This is a genomic window from Belliella kenyensis (genome assembly GCF_022549675.1).
GTDB lineage: Bacteria > Bacteroidota > Bacteroidia > Cytophagales > Cyclobacteriaceae > Belliella > Belliella kenyensis.
Genome location: NZ_JAKZGR010000007.1, coordinates 24,378 through 36,634 on the forward strand (window position 1 = coordinate 24,378; position 12,257 = coordinate 36,634).

Consider the following 12,257-nt stretch of genomic DNA (forward strand, 5'->3'; position numbering starts at 1 on the left):
AAGAATCACATTAGCTTTAAAAGGAATCAGAGTGAGTAATAATCGCTCCAGCATTCTCCATTTCAATCATTGCTTTGGCAAAATCATCCGGATGAAGGTTTACTGCTTTTGTGGCATCTAAAATCAAGTGAACTTTAAACCCTTCATTTAGCCCATCTAATACCGTAAACTTCACACAATAATCTTCTGCAAGTCCACACACGAAAATCTCTTCAACTCCATGATCTTTCAGAAACTTGCTCAATCCAGTATCACCTTTTTTATTATTATCAAAAAATCCTGAATAAGAATCTACCAATGGGTTCATCCCTTTCTTAAATACCGCTTGCCATTTTTCTTGATTTAAATCTTGATGAAATTCAGAGCCAAATGTACCTTGAACACAGTGGACTGGCCATAATATTTGTTGGACACCTTCCAAAATCACAAATTCACCTGGGTTTTTATTTGGGTGATTTGCAGCGAAGCTTCCATGATTTTCAGGATGCCAATCTTGAGTAGCTATGATAAAATCAAACCTACTTTGGAGCTGATTGATGATCGGAATGATTTGATCACCCTCATCCACAGCAAGTGCACCACCAGGTAAAAAATCATTTTGAACATCTACTATAATAAGCCCTCGCATTGGAAATTGATTTGAAAGTTTAGCGAAATAATTTAAATGGTTATTTTTAAAATTCATCCGCAAAGGTTCCATGACGAATAAAACTTTGGAAACGTATGATTTAGAAACAAGCTCTATTACTATCCAAATCATACAACCACTAATTTTATATTGACTGCAAGTGCCTTTGCGGATTCAATTATGTTTAATTTGCTTCAGCCTCCACCATCTCTTCCAACACGGAAGCTATTTCTGGCAAGGACTCGTAAAGTTGTTCGTAGCTCTCTATGATGAAGTATTTATCTTGGAACTTATCCTTCCAATATGGTGTATTCATAATCTTGCGAACATCATAATCAAAGTGTGATGGCTCATCAGAAAGGCTATACTTGGTCTCTCCAGCCGAACTCAAAATACCCGCACCATAGATTTTGACCTCTCCTTGTTCCCTTATCAGTCCAAACTCTATTGTAAACCAATAAATTCTAGACAAAATCTCTATGGCCCATTTGTTATCAATATGCTTCAGTGCCAAGCCACTCAAATTCTCCAGAAAATCAACATAAGGTTGATTGGTAAGCATTGGCATATGTGCAAAAGCATCATGAAACATGTCTGGCTCCTGTAGGTAATCTAGCTGCTCCATTTTTCTCAACCAGGTAGAGGAACAAAATCTCTTATTGTTCATCAATCCAAAGAACAGATCATCGTCTATCAGTCCAGGAACTACTTGAATTGCCCATCCAGTGGATTCAGCAAGTCTGCTATTGACATCTTCAAAGTTTGCAATCTTATCAGAAGCAAATCCTATTTCCTTGATTCCATCTAAATATGCCTTTGAAGCAGCTTTTGGTAGATTTACTATTTGCCTATCGAAAAGAATCTTCCAAACTTTGAAATCCTCTTCTGTGTAAGCAGCGTAATCTTGTGTCATTTGTTTTAACCTCGGGTCACTGAAGACCCAATCTTTCGCTTTATTGATCATTTATATTTGGGTTATATTACGGAGTCACTTTGGGAATATCACAGAACTTCACATTCAAAGTTGAGCAATTGGATCAATACATTTACAGTATTGGATTTAGAGGAAAATTACAACAATTCAAATGTTTTGCGTAGAGCAAAGGTCTTTCTAATCTGATCTGCAAGCAAAGTGCTTTGCGCAAAATCCAAGGTCTGTTGTCCATCGGAATATGCTTTATCAGGGACTTCATGCGCTTCATAGATAATTCCATCTGCACCAGACATTACACCAGCAAGTGCCATCTGAGGAACATATGCCCTAATTCCTATACCATGAGAAGGGTCTACCACTACTGGTAAGTGTGATTTAGCCTTCAAAATAGGTACGGCATTCAGATCCAAAGTGTTTCTACTTGCCTTTTCATAAGTCCTAATTCCCCTTTCACAAAGGATCAATTTCTCATTTCCTCCTGAAAAAACATACTCCGCTGACTGCAAAAGCTCTTCAATCGTGCCAGAAATCCCTCGCTTGATCATCACAGCTTTATCTACTTTACCCAATTCATCCAAAAGGTTGAAATTCTGTGTATTCCTAGCACCTACTTGATAGATATCTACAAAAGGGTACATTTCTTCGATCTGAGACACTTGCATTACTTCTGTGACGATCTTGATCCCTGCCTCTTGTGCCAGTTCATACCAAAGCTTTAGGCCATCTAAACCTAAACCTCTAAATGCGTATGGGCTAGATCTTGGTTTGAATACACCCCCACGCATCAACTTGATGTTGTTTTCTTTCAAGTGATTGATGACTTTTCTGATCTGGTCTTCTGATTCGATAGAGCATGGGCCTGCCATGATAGCCATATCACCATCTTTGACAAACACTCCATCTCCTAAATCTATAGAAGTAGGTTTAACTTTCCACTTTTTAGAAACCAGCTTATATTCATCAGAGACAATATGGATATCTGCAATTCCTGCTTTCTTCCCAATTTTTCGAATGTCAAAGTCAGCTTTTCCAATCCCGATCAAGTAATCGCCAAGCTGTGTTTTGACTTCTGTGATTTTATAGCCGATCCCATTGACTTCGTCAATTAGAGCTGACTTTTCCTTTTCACTGATATCTTGTTTTAACTGTATGATCATATTTTATTGAATTACAGACTTTATATACGTATGAATAGACTCTTTTAAATCTACACTATTTTTTACAGTTTTGATAAATGCACTACCTATGATAGCTCCATTGCTATATTTGGAAGCATTCATGAAAGTCTCTCCATCAGATATTCCAAATCCAATCAATCGTGGGTTCTTTAAATTCATCGATTGTACTCTTTTGAAGTAATTGATTTGATCTTCTGTGAGACCTGTCTTAGCTCCTGTGATACTATGTGAAGATACCATATAAATAAAGCCTTGTGAATGCTCATCAATCTGTCTGATTCGCTGCTCACTTGTTTGAGGTGATATCAAAAAGGTATTGCTAAGACCATACTTTTCGAACATCTCCTTGAACTCATCTAAGTACTGCTGCATGGGTAAGTCTGGCAAAATCAAACCATCTACACCCACTTCTTGGCATTTTTGAAGAAATCTCTCCATACCATATTGGATGATAGGATTAAGGTATCCCATCAACACCACAGGAATACTAACAGAATTCCTCATATTCTTGATCTGATCAAAAAGCTTATTCAAACTCATCCCATTGGCCAAAGCTATCATATTGCTATCCTGAATCGTAGGCCCATCGGCAATAGGGTCAGAGTAAGGCACACCAATCTCTATAATATCAGCTCCAGCAGACTCTATAGCCTCCATAGTAGGAATTGTATCTTCTAATCTTGGGAATCCCGCTGTAAAATATATAGACAGTACTCGCTCTTTTTTATTTTCAAATAATGTTTGTAATCGATTCATGTGTAATTTTAGATTGTAGATTTTAGATGCGGGATACAAGAAATATGACATAAGATTTGAGCGATAAGTTTCTATTACCCAATGATTCAATGGTTTACGGGATAGCTTCTTGTCTCTTCCTTCTTGTTTCTAATTTTCCTCGACTCTCATCTCTCGTATCACGCCTCTCTGTCTCTTGTCTCTTGTCTCTTGTTTCTTTGTCTCTTGTTTCTTGTCTCTTGCTTCTTGTCTCTTGTCTCTTGTCTCTTGTCTCTTGTCTCTTGTCTCTTGTCTCTTGTTTCTAATCTTCTCCTCTCTGTCTCTCACTTCTCGCCTCTCGTTTCACGCCTCTCTGTCTCTCTCGTTTCACGCCTCTCTGTCTCTCTCGCTTCTCGCCTCTCTGTCTCTTGTCTCTTGTCTCTTGTTTCTTGTCTCTTGTTTCTTGTCTCTTGTTTCTTGTCTCTTGTTTCTTGTCTCTTGTCTCTTGTTTCTTGTCTCTTGTTTCTTGTCTCTTGTTTCTAATCTTTCACCTCAATACCCTCCCCACTTGATATAAGTATCCAAGTCCTTATCTCCCCTTCCAGATAAATTGATGACGATGACATCGTCTTTCTTGTACTCGATCATGTTGAGGGCATGGATAGCGTGAGAAGTTTCTATGGCAGGAATGATTCCTTCCATTCTACTCAACTCTATACCAGCTTTCATGGCATCTTCATCTTCTACTGCAACAAATTCAGCCCTGCCAATATCAAATAGGTGCGCATGTACTGGTCCTATACCTGGATAATCCAAACCAGCGGATATAGAGTGTGGCTCCACTACTTGTCCGTCTTCAGTCTGCATCAAAATCGTTTTGCTACCATGAAGAATACCTGCTGTTCCAAGAACTGTAGTAGCGGCAGATTTGCCCGAATGGATTCCCAATCCAGCAGCTTCAGCTGCGACAAGTCTTACTTCTGGTGTATTGTAATAGTGATAAAATGCACCAGCAGCATTACTTCCTCCTCCGACACATGCTATGACAATGTCTGGGTTTTGTCTACCTTCTTTTTCTAGAAGCTGACTTTTTATTTCTTCCGAAATCACTGATTGGAATCTAGCAACCATTTCAGGGTATGGGTGCGGTCCTACCACAGATCCTATGATATAATGCGTATCGACTGGATTACTGATCCATTGCCTCATAGCTTCATTTGTAGCATCCTTGAGTGTCTGACTACCAGAAGTTGCTGGGATCACTTTTGCTCCCAAAATCTTCATGCGCTCCACATTTGGTCTCTGCCTTTGTATATCTAGGGCACCCATATACACAGTGCATTCTAGTCCCATCAAAGCACAAACCGTGGCGGTCGCCACACCGTGTTGCCCTGCACCAGTTTCAGCTATGATACGTTTTTTCCCAAGTCTCTTTGCTAGAATTATCTGACCAACAGTATTGTTGACCTTATGAGCTCCTGTATGACATAGATCTTCTCTCTTAAAGTAAATCTTTGCTCCATACTTTTCTGACATTCGCTTTGCAAAATAAAGCGGAGTTGGTCTACCGACGTAGTCTCTTAGTAGAGACTGAAATTCAGCCTGAAACTCTTCCGAAGCCATGATTTGCTCATAGCTATCTTTCAATTCCTCAATGTTTGGGTGAAGCATCTCAGGGATATAGGCACCGCCAAATTTCCCATAAAAACCCTTTTCATCAACTTTTATCATTATGATATATTTTTTGATTCTAACTTCTAATTTGAAATCCTTGATTTCAACTCGTATACTTTTTCAATGTCCTTTAAGGCTGGAGAGACTTCGTATTTTGAATTGATGTCCAAGCCTACCATTTGAGGAATCTGGCTGTGCAATTCCAGTAGTCTTTCCATGTGTGTATTATCCAAACCTCCACTGAGTAAAAAGGGTTTTGTAAAAGGGTATTCCTTAAGCAAATTCCAATCAAATGTCTTTCCGCTGCCTCCATGAGCCGTCGTGAAAGTATCAAACAGAAAGTAATCTACATTAGAAACATAATCTTCCATTTTACTCCAATCCAATTGTTGTTTCACTGAGAAAACTTTGAAAACCTCTACACCTGTTTCCTCTTTGATTTGTTTCACGAAATCTACCGTCTCGCCTCCATGAAGCTGAACAGTAGACAGTCCAAAAGACTTTATTCTGCTTTTTATTTCTGCAAAATTGGAATCAACAAACACTCCTACTTTCCTTACCTGTATTTGAGATATGGACTCAGCTAACTCCTCAGGTACATACCGTGAGGACTTAGGATAGAAAATCAATCCCATCCAATCTGGATAAACTTTTGTGACCAAATCCTGAATGTTGTTCAGGTGACGCATTCCACAGACTTTTAACTTCATTTTTCTTGAATATAGCCCTCTGCCAACAGTGCCTTATGGTAAGCTTTCATGAAATTATAAGCAGCTTGATGCGGCCTACTAGATTTCATAAAATTCTCTCCAATCAAAAACCCCGAATACCCAGCTTTTTTTAATTCCACGAGTGTTTCTGGTTTTGAAAGTCCACTTTCAGAAATTTTTACAAATTGATCCGGAATATTATTTACCAAATCAAAGGATGTATCAACAGAAACTTCGAAAGTTTTCAAGCTACGGTTATTTACCCCGACCAGGTCTAAGGCATCATTGAGTGAGGCCTGAAGCTCGTCAGCATCGTGCACTTCCATCAGCACTTCCAGACCAAGGGACTTGGCAAAATTTGCTAATTCTTCCAACCTTTTTGGCGCTAAAGCTGCCGCAATCAAAAGGATACAATCTGCACCTATTGACTTTGCCTCTATGATTTGATACTCTTCTATTATGAAATCCTTTCTAAGTATGGGACAGAAATTAAATTTTCTGGCTTGGATTAGATCTTCATTATTTCCTCCAAAAAACTGCTGATCTGTCAAGATTGACAAGGCTGAGGCTCCAGCTTGCATATATCCTATGCTGGTTGCCTCAACTTTTGCACTGGCATTGATCACACCTTTGGAGGGTGATTTCCTTTTGAACTCAGCAATGATACCTGTTCTATCAGGATCAGCTACATAAGACTTCATGGAAACGACTTCTGACTGGAAAAAAATGCTTTTCTCTAGAAGTTTCACAGGAATAAGACTGCTTTTCTCTGCGACCTCTTGTTTTTTATGTGCAATGATTTTATCTAAAATATTCATTGATTTTTGAATTTATGCAAGTGAAATGATTTTTTTTGGCTTTACCAAAGCGTTGAATTTTTGAAGTGCAGAACCACCCAATAATGAATCTTTGGCTTTTTCTACAGCATCCTGAAAGCTTAGCTCTGGCAATGCGGTGTGTAATGCTGCTGCTGCATTGGCTATGACAACTGCATTTTGCTCTTTGGAGCCTTTACCTTTTAAAATTTGATCAAAAATTTTGGCAGACTCCTCGATGCTATCTCCACCTTTGATTTGTGTGGCATCTATTATAGGAAGGCCAATAGCTTCGGGACTGTAAAGCTTCTCCCCTAGTTGGCTGATTAGTTTGAAATCGCCAGTCAAGGAAATTTCATCATATCCGTCAATGGCATGAAGAATACTAAATTGACCTTCTTGATTTTGGTACAAATAGGCATACAATCTAGCAAGCTCCAAACTAAATACGCCTACAAGTTGCTTTTTGGGAAAACTTGGGTTAACCATTGGGCCAAGCATATTAAAAAACGTTTTGACTCCTAGTTCTCTTCTAATCGGTCCCACATGCTTCATTGCTGGATGAAACAATGGCGCATGCAGAAAACAAATTCCTGCTTCATCCAAACTTTTCTTGATTTTCCCTAGATCATTGGTAAACTCATAACCAAAACTCTGGAGCAAATTGGATGATCCACAAATGGAAGAAACACCAGTATTTCCATGTTTGGCCACATTTTGACCTGCACCAGCAACTATAAAAGAGGCCAAAGTAGATATATTAAAAGTATCCTTACCATCCCCTCCTGTACCACACAGATCCATAGCATCATATTCAGCAATTTCGACTGGTATACACTGCTCGAGCATGGCTTCTCTGAAGCCACCTAACTCTTCTACTGTGACAGACCTCATCATATACACCGTCAGAAATGCTGCGATTTGGCTTTGGTTATATTCTCCAGAAGTGATTTTAACTAATACTTCTTTGGCTTGATCTTTCCCTAACGTGCGATGCTCTATCAAATGGTTCAGTACTTCTTTCATGGTTTAAATGGTGATTTTAATATGCTTGCTTTAGTGTATTTGACAAATTCAAAGATAATGAAGTGATCTAATTCAATAGTTGTATATGTCTAATTATTACGTTCTATCTCATCACTTACCTAATGAGCTGACCATTTGATGTTGGGTCTAAATAACAATAATTTTCGACAAATGATTTCAAGCTTTTGATCGAGGATCAAATTTAAGAAAGCCAATTCCTCATCAATTCTACCCCATGTTCTGTGAGTACAGATTCAGGGTGAAACTGCAGACCACGTACTTTTAAAGATTTATGCTTCACTGCCATAATTTGACCATCTGGAGTACGTGCAGTCACTTCCAAATCTGGGCTCAAGGTTTGCTCATTAATCACCCAAGAGTGGTAACGACCGATTTTGAAGCACTCAGGCAGTCCTCGAAAAAGAAGATCTTCTTTTACCGTAACTTCAGAAGCTAAGCCATGCACCACCTCTGACAAGTTAGTCAACGAGGATCCAAATGCCTCACCTATAGCTTGATGACCTAGACATATTCCTAGGATATCTTTAGTGTCTGCATATTTCTTGATCAGTTCTGGCATAATCCCTGCTTCAGATGGTACTCCTGGACCAGGAGAAAGCAGAATCTTATCGTACTGAGCCACATCTTCAAGACTGATTTTATCATTTCTATAAATATCCATTTCATATCCCAATGTTTTGATGATATACACCAAATTGTAGGTAAAGGAATCGTAATTATCAAGGACAAGTATTTTCATAAGAAATTTTAAGGTTGGGCATTTTAAAATTGGAAGATTACTAGGTGTTAAAGTCGGGAAGTATTATGATTATTGAAGTAGAGAACTTTTGGCCTTCAAATCTATTCGATTACATTTCTTTTGAGATTGCTATTCTGGGCTATAACCAAACCAAACATACAAACTTTTCAAATCATAACTATTTCAACTCATTGAATGTCAAAATCTCTACAAATAACTGAATAATGACAAGTCTTTACTTTTTGGTTTTCTAGATTTGTTCGGCAGCTTTGAGAGCTACTCTAAGGGCCTCTAGCTTATTGGATACTTCTTGTAATTCTGATTGTATAGAAGACTTAGCTACTACACCTGCACCAGCTTGAAATCGAAGTTGATTATTTTCAGAAACAAATGACCTGATCAAAATAGCATGATTAAAGTCGCCTTTGAAGCCTAAGAACCCTATGGCGCCACCGTAGAATTTTCTAGAGGTATTTTCCAAATCATCTATCAATTGCATCGCTCTGAACTTTGGAGCACCTGAAAGTGTACCTGCTGGAAAGGTATCTGCTACAAGTTGTAGTGGATTTGCTTGTGGAGGCAAGATTCCAGTCACTTTGGATACCAAGTGGATCACATGTGAATAATATTGTATTTCTTTGAATACTTCTACCTCTACTTTGGAAGATGATCTACTGAGGTCATTTCTAGCAAGATCGACAAGCATAACGTGTTCAGAGTTTTCCTTTGGATCGTCATACAGCTTCATAGCCAAATTGGCATCCGCTTGATCATTGCCTGTACGCTTGAAAGTCCCTGCTATAGGATATATTGTGGCTTTGTTATTTTTCACTACAATCTGAGCCTCTGGCGAACTTCCAAATACCTTGAAAGAACCGTAATCAAAATAAAACAAGTAGGGTGATGGATTAACTGACCTCAAGGCTCTATACACATTGAATTCATCTCCTTTGAACTTCGTGGTGAAATTCCTCGATAGAACTATCTGAAACACATCGCCTCTAAAGCAATGTTCTTGTCCTTTTTTTAGAATATCTAAGAATTCTTCATCCGAATAATTTGACTCCTCCTCACCCACTAGTGTAAATCCATAAGAAGGAATATTTTTGTTTTTCAATAAGGTTTCTATATCATCTAAAATCGGTTGCACTTCACTACCTTCTACAGTATGTTCAATCAAATGCATCTCATTTTTGAAATGATCTACTACGATGACGTTTTGATAAACCGCATAGTGCATCATAGGTATAGAAGATTCTTCAGTATTCGAAAGCTTGATATCTTCAAAACTGGCAACTGTATCATATTGCATGTATCCAAAAAGCCCGTTGGTGATAAATTTATAATCTTGGGTAGATGCATCAAATTTGGATGAAAATGTCCTCAAACTATCGATTAATTTCTCACTATGACTCAACTGAACTTGAAATGTGCCCTTTCCTGGTAGCTTTTCCGTTATGACATGACCATCATAAGAAAAAGAAGCCAAGGGATTGAAACATACGTAAGAATAGCTATTTTCCTGTCCATGGTAATCGGAACTCTCCAAAAGTATAGGATTAGCGTACCTGTCTCTAATCTGGAGATAAATTGATACTGGGGTAATGGTATCAGCTAGAAGTTTCTTATGTCGTGTTTTCAGTTTGATCTGATTCATAGGTGGTTGCAATGTTTTTGAGAATTTGGAATAAAAAAAGGCTTACCGGGAAAAACCAGCAAGCCTTAATATTTCTTTTTACAAGCGTAGATATTAGACAATAGCAATAGGTTCTTCCCCTAGAAAAGAATGTAAATGCCACCACCAATATTTTGCTTGAATGAATTTCATAATGACTAATATGGCTCAAATATAAATACACCAAACGGAATGACAAAAGTCAAAGCGAAAAAATCAATAGTTTTTTTCCTATACATGAATTATAAAAGGATTTTTGAGACTGAAAAATAGAAAATTTTGAATCTGAGACTACAAATAGTGAAAGTAAAGCGTATTCGTAACTTCTTATCATTTCATTTGCACTTGATTTTAAGTTTTTTATTCTGACATTTGCTATTCTTTAGTGAAACGTGGATCAATTTATCTCTTTTATCTTGAAGCCCTTAAAAAGTAAAATGTACTTCTGCAAAGATCCTTTTTACAAAATCATACCAAACCATTTTATGATTTTGCTTTAAATGAATATTGGATTAGGCCTGAAAAAGTCATCAAGAGAGCTGATCTAGAGGTGATCTTATATTTTATGAATTTCTAATTCCGAAGTCAAAAGGGATAATGATTAAAAGCAAGAAATGGATATACGGAACTTTGCCAATGACATTACAAAATTCCGATTTATCTAACTTCCGATATAAATTGATATTGGATACTCATGGATATTGACCATTAACAACCTGTTGAGCCAATGAATTGACGTTACTGGCAAAAAAGCGTATAATCAGAAAGCAAGATCATTGGGAACAAAAAAAAATACAGTACAATTAAAATCAAATATAGATGTCAGCAATAGTAAGATATTTTAAAAGAACATTCGATGATTACAAAGTTTTGGTAAAAGTTAACCCTGAGGACTACACTGGAACCGAATTGATCATACACCCAGATGGCAAAATAGAAAAGACTGAAATGGAATTTGATGATGAAATTTTTGAGGACTTGGCTGTAGATGAATTTGAGGAATCTGGAGCCATGGAATTCAACTTATATGTTTCTAATCTCAAATAAACTGATCAGCGAACGTTTATATTTCCAGCTGATTCCAATAAAAAACCCTTGAAAAGAACAGGTTTCAATTCAAGGGTTTGTATCGTACTTATTCCTGATTACCGACTGGTGGACCTGCCGGCATCCACCCTGGTGTCAATTCTCTCTCTTCTACTTTGATCAATGTTCCATTTTCGAATGTAGCCAAAACATAAAACCGATCTCCCCTATCAAGCCTATATACTTTTAATGGGCCTTCCATATTGCTTAGCACTGCAGCTCTATTTTGTCTCAAAAACTGACCTTCTGACATACCTTCTCTGAATTCATGTCTAGGTGTGAAAACTGCACATGATCCAAGCAAAAACACTGTAAATACAAAAACAATTGATTTTTTCATAACTTAATATCTTTTGTAGAGAAGCGGCAAAAACTTTGCCACACTTTTTCAAACTGAAATTGAGCTCTTTAGATTTACAAATGCAATATTCCAATCTTAGCTTTTGGAATAGAATAAAATTGACTTACCTTTGTGTCGGCGGTACGACCAGCTCCTGCTGAATCCCCCAGGTCCGGAAGGGAGCAAGGGTAGGCGGTTGTAGCGGTGCGATACCGCCTCTTTTTTTTTATCTTCTCCCCAATAAGTCCGGTTTCCAATTTGTTTTACCTATTTCAAATATCCTTCTCTTTCTTGACGATCTTTACAGCAGTACCGCTAGCAGTCACCATCAGCATGCCGTCTCGGATTGTTTCATAATCTAGGTCAATCCCTACTATGGCATTGCCACCAAATGCATTTGCCTGCATCTGCATTTCAGTCATTGCTGTAGTCTTTGCTTCACGAAGTACTCTCTCATAAGCTCCAGATCTACCGCCAACTATATCCGTGATACTGGCGAAAAAGTCTTTGAATAAATTAGCTCCTATGATGGTTTCGCCAGTAACTACACCAAGGTATTCTTTAATTTCATATCCTTCTAGGGATGGGGTTGTTGATACTATCATGATTTTTTATTTAATTGAAATTATATCTCTTTCACGCACAATTTAATCACCCTGTTTCTTTATTCGAATTCTTTCGGTCAAATTTCGGCAGAAATTCAAACAAGCCCCAAAA

14 protein-coding genes and 1 other RNA gene are annotated in these 12,257 nt (G+C 37.8%); 2 read left to right on the forward strand and 13 right to left on the reverse strand.

Annotated elements, in window-relative coordinates; genetic code table 11:
* Positions 1–16: 16 nt before the first annotated feature.
* The 11 genes from pncA to MM214_RS08800 all read right to left on the reverse strand — a co-directional run bounded on the left by pncA (position 17) and on the right by MM214_RS08800 (position 10,096).
* Positions 17–628, reverse strand: a complete 612-nt coding sequence (gene pncA, locus MM214_RS08750) for a bifunctional nicotinamidase/pyrazinamidase (RefSeq protein WP_241294438.1) — start codon at positions 626–628, stop codon at positions 17–19.
* A gap of 184 nt (positions 629–812) precedes the next feature.
* On the reverse strand, positions 813–1,592 hold the full coding sequence (locus MM214_RS08755) for a phenylalanine 4-monooxygenase (RefSeq protein WP_241294440.1): 780 nt from the start codon (positions 1,590–1,592) through the stop codon (positions 813–815).
* A gap of 107 nt (positions 1,593–1,699) precedes the next feature.
* Positions 1,700–2,719 carry a 3-deoxy-7-phosphoheptulonate synthase gene (gene aroF, locus MM214_RS08760; protein ID WP_241294441.1) on the reverse strand — a complete coding sequence of 340 codons (1,020 nt, stop codon included), beginning with the start codon at positions 2,717–2,719 and terminating at the stop codon, positions 1,700–1,702.
* 3 nt (positions 2,720–2,722) lie between these two features.
* Positions 2,723–3,496 (reverse strand): tryptophan synthase subunit alpha, encoded by a 774-nt coding sequence (gene trpA / locus MM214_RS08765; RefSeq protein WP_241294442.1) that lies wholly within the window; start codon positions 3,494–3,496, stop codon positions 2,723–2,725.
* A gap of 129 nt (positions 3,497–3,625) precedes the next feature.
* Positions 3,626–3,802: a hypothetical protein gene (locus MM214_RS08770; RefSeq protein ID WP_241294444.1), complete on the reverse strand. Its 177-nt coding sequence runs from the start codon at positions 3,800–3,802 to the stop codon at positions 3,626–3,628.
* A 204-nt stretch (positions 3,803–4,006) separates the two neighbouring features.
* Positions 4,007–5,185: a tryptophan synthase subunit beta gene (gene trpB / locus MM214_RS08775; protein WP_241294445.1), complete on the reverse strand. Its 1,179-nt coding sequence runs from the start codon at positions 5,183–5,185 to the stop codon at positions 4,007–4,009.
* Between the two features lie 26 nt (positions 5,186–5,211).
* Positions 5,212–5,838, reverse strand: coding sequence for a phosphoribosylanthranilate isomerase (locus tag MM214_RS08780; protein WP_241294446.1), 627 nt, complete (start codon positions 5,836–5,838; stop codon positions 5,212–5,214).
* Positions 5,835–6,656: an indole-3-glycerol phosphate synthase TrpC gene (gene trpC / locus MM214_RS08785; RefSeq protein WP_241294448.1), complete on the reverse strand. Its 822-nt coding sequence runs from the start codon at positions 6,654–6,656 to the stop codon at positions 5,835–5,837. Before trpC ends, MM214_RS08780 begins: the two co-directional genes overlap by 4 nt.
* Before the next feature lie 12 nt (positions 6,657–6,668).
* A complete protein-coding gene (gene trpD / locus MM214_RS08790; RefSeq protein ID WP_241294449.1) occupies positions 6,669–7,679 on the reverse strand; it encodes an anthranilate phosphoribosyltransferase in 1,011 nt (336 codons plus the stop codon).
* Between the two features lie 202 nt (positions 7,680–7,881).
* Positions 7,882–8,439, reverse strand: coding sequence for an anthranilate synthase component II (locus tag MM214_RS08795; protein ID WP_241294450.1), 558 nt, complete (start codon positions 8,437–8,439; stop codon positions 7,882–7,884).
* Positions 8,440–8,689: 250 nt separating this feature from the next.
* On the reverse strand, positions 8,690–10,096 hold the full coding sequence (locus tag MM214_RS08800; protein ID WP_241294452.1) for an anthranilate synthase component I family protein: 1,407 nt from the start codon (positions 10,094–10,096) through the stop codon (positions 8,690–8,692).
* A gap of 837 nt (positions 10,097–10,933) precedes the next feature.
* Between MM214_RS08800 and MM214_RS08805 the strand changes: the two genes are divergently transcribed.
* Positions 10,934–11,161, forward strand: a complete 228-nt coding sequence (locus MM214_RS08805) for a hypothetical protein (protein ID WP_241294453.1) — start codon at positions 10,934–10,936, stop codon at positions 11,159–11,161.
* 88 nt (positions 11,162–11,249) lie between these two features.
* Here MM214_RS08805 and MM214_RS08810 read toward each other — a convergent pair whose 3' ends face one another.
* Positions 11,250–11,540: a hypothetical protein gene (locus tag MM214_RS08810; protein WP_241294455.1), complete on the reverse strand. Its 291-nt coding sequence runs from the start codon at positions 11,538–11,540 to the stop codon at positions 11,250–11,252.
* A 134-nt stretch (positions 11,541–11,674) separates the two neighbouring features.
* Here MM214_RS08810 and ffs point away from each other — a divergent pair.
* An RNA gene (gene ffs / locus MM214_RS08815) (signal recognition particle sRNA small type) lies at positions 11,675–11,763 on the forward strand.
* Positions 11,764–11,812: 49 nt separating this feature from the next.
* Here ffs and MM214_RS08820 read toward each other — a convergent pair.
* The gene (locus MM214_RS08820; protein ID WP_241294457.1) at positions 11,813–12,145 is read right to left on the reverse strand and encodes a YbjQ family protein; all 333 of its coding nucleotides are present in this window, start codon (positions 12,143–12,145) and stop codon (positions 11,813–11,815) included.
* Between the last annotated feature and the right edge of the window lie 112 nt (positions 12,146–12,257).

Excerpts from the sequence above, each read along its gene's own strand:
- MM214_RS08755 (WP_241294440.1), bottom strand. The coding sequence starts at position 1,592 with ATGATCAATAAAGCGAAAGATTGGGTCTTCAGTGACCCGAGGTTAAAA.
- MM214_RS08820 (WP_241294457.1), bottom strand. The coding sequence starts at position 12,145 with ATGATAGTATCAACAACCCCATCCCTAGAAGGATATGAAATTAAAGAA.
- trpB (WP_241294445.1), bottom strand. The coding sequence starts at position 5,185 with ATGATAAAAGTTGATGAAAAGGGTTTTTATGGGAAATTTGGCGGTGCC.
- pncA (WP_241294438.1), bottom strand. The coding sequence starts at position 628 with ATGCGAGGGCTTATTATAGTAGATGTTCAAAATGATTTTTTACCTGGT.
- trpC (WP_241294448.1), bottom strand. The coding sequence starts at position 6,656 with ATGAATATTTTAGATAAAATCATTGCACATAAAAAACAAGAGGTCGCA.
- MM214_RS08805 (WP_241294453.1), top strand. The coding sequence starts at position 10,934 with ATGTCAGCAATAGTAAGATATTTTAAAAGAACATTCGATGATTACAAA.
- MM214_RS08795 (WP_241294450.1), bottom strand. The coding sequence starts at position 8,439 with ATGAAAATACTTGTCCTTGATAATTACGATTCCTTTACCTACAATTTG.
- trpA (WP_241294442.1), bottom strand. The coding sequence starts at position 3,496 with ATGAATCGATTACAAACATTATTTGAAAATAAAAAAGAGCGAGTACTG.
- MM214_RS08810 (WP_241294455.1), bottom strand. The coding sequence starts at position 11,540 with ATGAAAAAATCAATTGTTTTTGTATTTACAGTGTTTTTGCTTGGATCA.
- MM214_RS08800 (WP_241294452.1), bottom strand. The coding sequence starts at position 10,096 with ATGAATCAGATCAAACTGAAAACACGACATAAGAAACTTCTAGCTGAT.
- aroF (WP_241294441.1), bottom strand. The coding sequence starts at position 2,719 with ATGATCATACAGTTAAAACAAGATATCAGTGAAAAGGAAAAGTCAGCT.
- MM214_RS08780 (WP_241294446.1), bottom strand. The coding sequence starts at position 5,838 with ATGAAGTTAAAAGTCTGTGGAATGCGTCACCTGAACAACATTCAGGAT.
- trpD (WP_241294449.1), bottom strand. The coding sequence starts at position 7,679 with ATGAAAGAAGTACTGAACCATTTGATAGAGCATCGCACGTTAGGGAAA.